General features: G+C 41.8%; 1 pseudogene. It reads right to left on the reverse strand.

Annotated elements, in window-relative coordinates:
* Nucleotides 1-103: 103 nt before the first annotated feature.
* Nucleotides 104-1,914, reverse strand: a pseudogene (gene ltrA / locus AC3G2T_RS38580) (group II intron reverse transcriptase/maturase).
* Nucleotides 1,915-2,710: the final 796 nt, after the last annotated feature.

Raw genomic sequence — 2,710 nt, forward strand, 5'->3', positions numbered from 1 at the left:
GATGACAATAGGTAAGGCTCACCCTCGGCATATTCCGTTAGGGTTGCCTTTTCCCTTGTCTCACACCGTACGTGCCACTTTCGCGGCATACGGCGTTCCATCTTTACGTAACGATACTTATTATCAGCTTTTCTCTAAAATCTGTGATCTTTCTCCAAACCTTAGTACCTAGATGGGAGTAGTCTTCGGTACTGTGAATAAGTGGGTGCAAATCTTTGTGTATGATCGCAAGGTTTCTCACTTTATTAACTTGGTCTATTGGTAAGTTAGGGCTGATATGGTGAATGTGAACTTCGTGAGGAAAGAGTTTTTGTCTACTGATTCTGCACTTTCCTTTATCTCTGTTATAAGCATAGGCACGATTCATATAGTATTCAAAGTTGTATATGCCAGCTGTCAGGCCTTTTGCAATTAGTCCCGAGAGATGTATGCTTAGTAATTCGTCAGCCCTTACCATTAGTGGCTTCTTGCCTGTTATTTCGGCGTTTAGTTGTCTTCCTTCTGGAGTGTATGGCGTTTCTTCTTGTTTTTTCAGACGTGTCTTTTCCCATTTACAGAAGGATAAATTAGTTATCCCAATTGTGCTTCCTTGGTATATCATAGCTGGGATCTTCGTTGTATACTGCGAATGGATAGATGTTAAGTTATTTACTTGATTTGCCGGCAACCATTTTACTCCATATTTTTTCAGACTTGCGTAGCAGACCCAGTTTAATTTAAATGCGAACCTTGCGAGCTCAAAGTTTACCCATGTTGCTGATTTGTAGTAATTAATTATCCCACGAATAGTGCTATTGATAAGGTTGATGTGATGGATTAATTGTTCCATCGTTGGTTGTCTTTTCAAATCTTTTACCTTTTTCAAAAGCGTTTTGACCTTGGAATTAATCTTTTCGGTGTTTGGTTTTGTTCGTGAGATAAATCCCCTTTTTGAATTTCCTTTGACAACTTTGTATTCGAATCCCAGAAATTTTACTTTATGTCGGGTTATATGGGTTATGGTTGTTTTCTCATCGGACAGTGAGAGTTTTAATTCGTTTTTCAAGAATTGGGTAATACGTTCTTTCCATTTCAGGGCTTCGTCCTTAGATTGCGTTACAAGAACCCAATCATCGGCATACCGAATGAGGTAAGCTGGACGAATTTTCGTTCGTCTAAGTGAAGCCAGTTTGTTGTTTTGTTTCGCGTGTTTGTATTTTGTCGGCTTATCCACCCACTGGTATGTAACCCACTGGTCAAAAATATCTAGGTATACATTGGCTAGAAGAGGGGACAGGATACCGCCTTGCGGCGTTCCTAAATCGGTTACAGAAGTTTCTTTCATGATGCCTGTTTCCAGCATTACTTTGATGATTTGAAGTAATCTTCTGTCCCTGATACCCATTTCCCATAGGCGGTGTAGCAATCGTCTATGATTTACCGTATCAAAGAATTTACTATATCTCCCTCAACAATCCAATGATACCCAGTCTTATGCACAACATCTGTTAGTCTTTCAAGGGCCTGATGAGCATTTCGCATGGGTCTAAATCCGTAGGAGTGTTCGAAGAATTGCGCTTCCATGATTGGTTCGATCACCAATCGAATGCATTCTTGAAGAATTCTATCCATTATGGTAGGTATCCCCAATGGGCGCAATTCCTTCTTTCCAGCCTTTGGTATCCATACCCTGCGGATTGGATTTGGTTTATAATGACTTGTGTATTTGCGAATATCTTCGATTGTTTGAGAGTAGCTTTGTTGAAGATATTTCATGATGACTTCCTCATCCGTTCCTGCGGTTTTACTGCCCTTGTTAGATTTGATGTTGTGAATTGCTGTAATGATAGTGGCTTCCGATGTGATGATTTCCATTAACCCTTTAAACGCTGGTCTGGTTCGTGATTCTTTTGCTCTCTTGGAGAGGGCAAACATGTTGTCTTGGATAGTTCGGAGTTGTTGTTCAGATTTCGGATAGTCAAATTGTTGAGCCAACGTCACCACCTCCTTATGGGTGCGGCTTTGCTGGGTTTAGTCAGGTGCGCTTCAGCTTCCTTGACAGTTGACATTTCATATCGTGTACGTAAAGACTATGCCCCTTCGCCATGTAACAGGCTTTCCCTGTCTCAAACTACTACGGGCTGCTGTCCTACGGATTCAACAGTCATTTCTTACTGTTTAGAGGCTTTCGAAATACCATTCGTTTCCATCCTCTTCCGTAGTTCCGTTGTTCCTCATATCTTAGCTTTACATGTGTGTCCTTAGCTGCCTTCTCTAGCCCGTCCATCATTCTTTTATCCATGATTGGTGGATTCAGAACTCCATTCCTTTATGGGAATGGGGTAGACATTATACTACCCAGTATTTTGTCCACGATGGACTCCCTTACAGGAGCAACAACCTTCTGCTTCGGTTATTTCTGGTTTTCGAGCTGTACATTCGAAGGTTTGTCAGGCATTGAGCCATTCTCAGCATAGCCACTTTGTAGCCCTCCGACTACTTCGTTCCATCACAGGAATGGTTTTCGCCGTCTTTACCGAGCTTCATACAAAGAGAATGGTATTCCTTTTTGCATGTCGGAGTCTCAAGGAACGTTAGCCAATCTTCTAACGTGATGGGGATTTCCCCCATCCATTCAGATATGAAGTTAGGTCTCTTTAGAAACCCCCTAGTTTTGTTGTTCATTTCTGAGCAGGTTGTCTAGGAACAACGCGCACGGGTAGTACCAGCG

This window comes from Paenibacillus sp. sgz302191 (assembly GCF_057749925.1).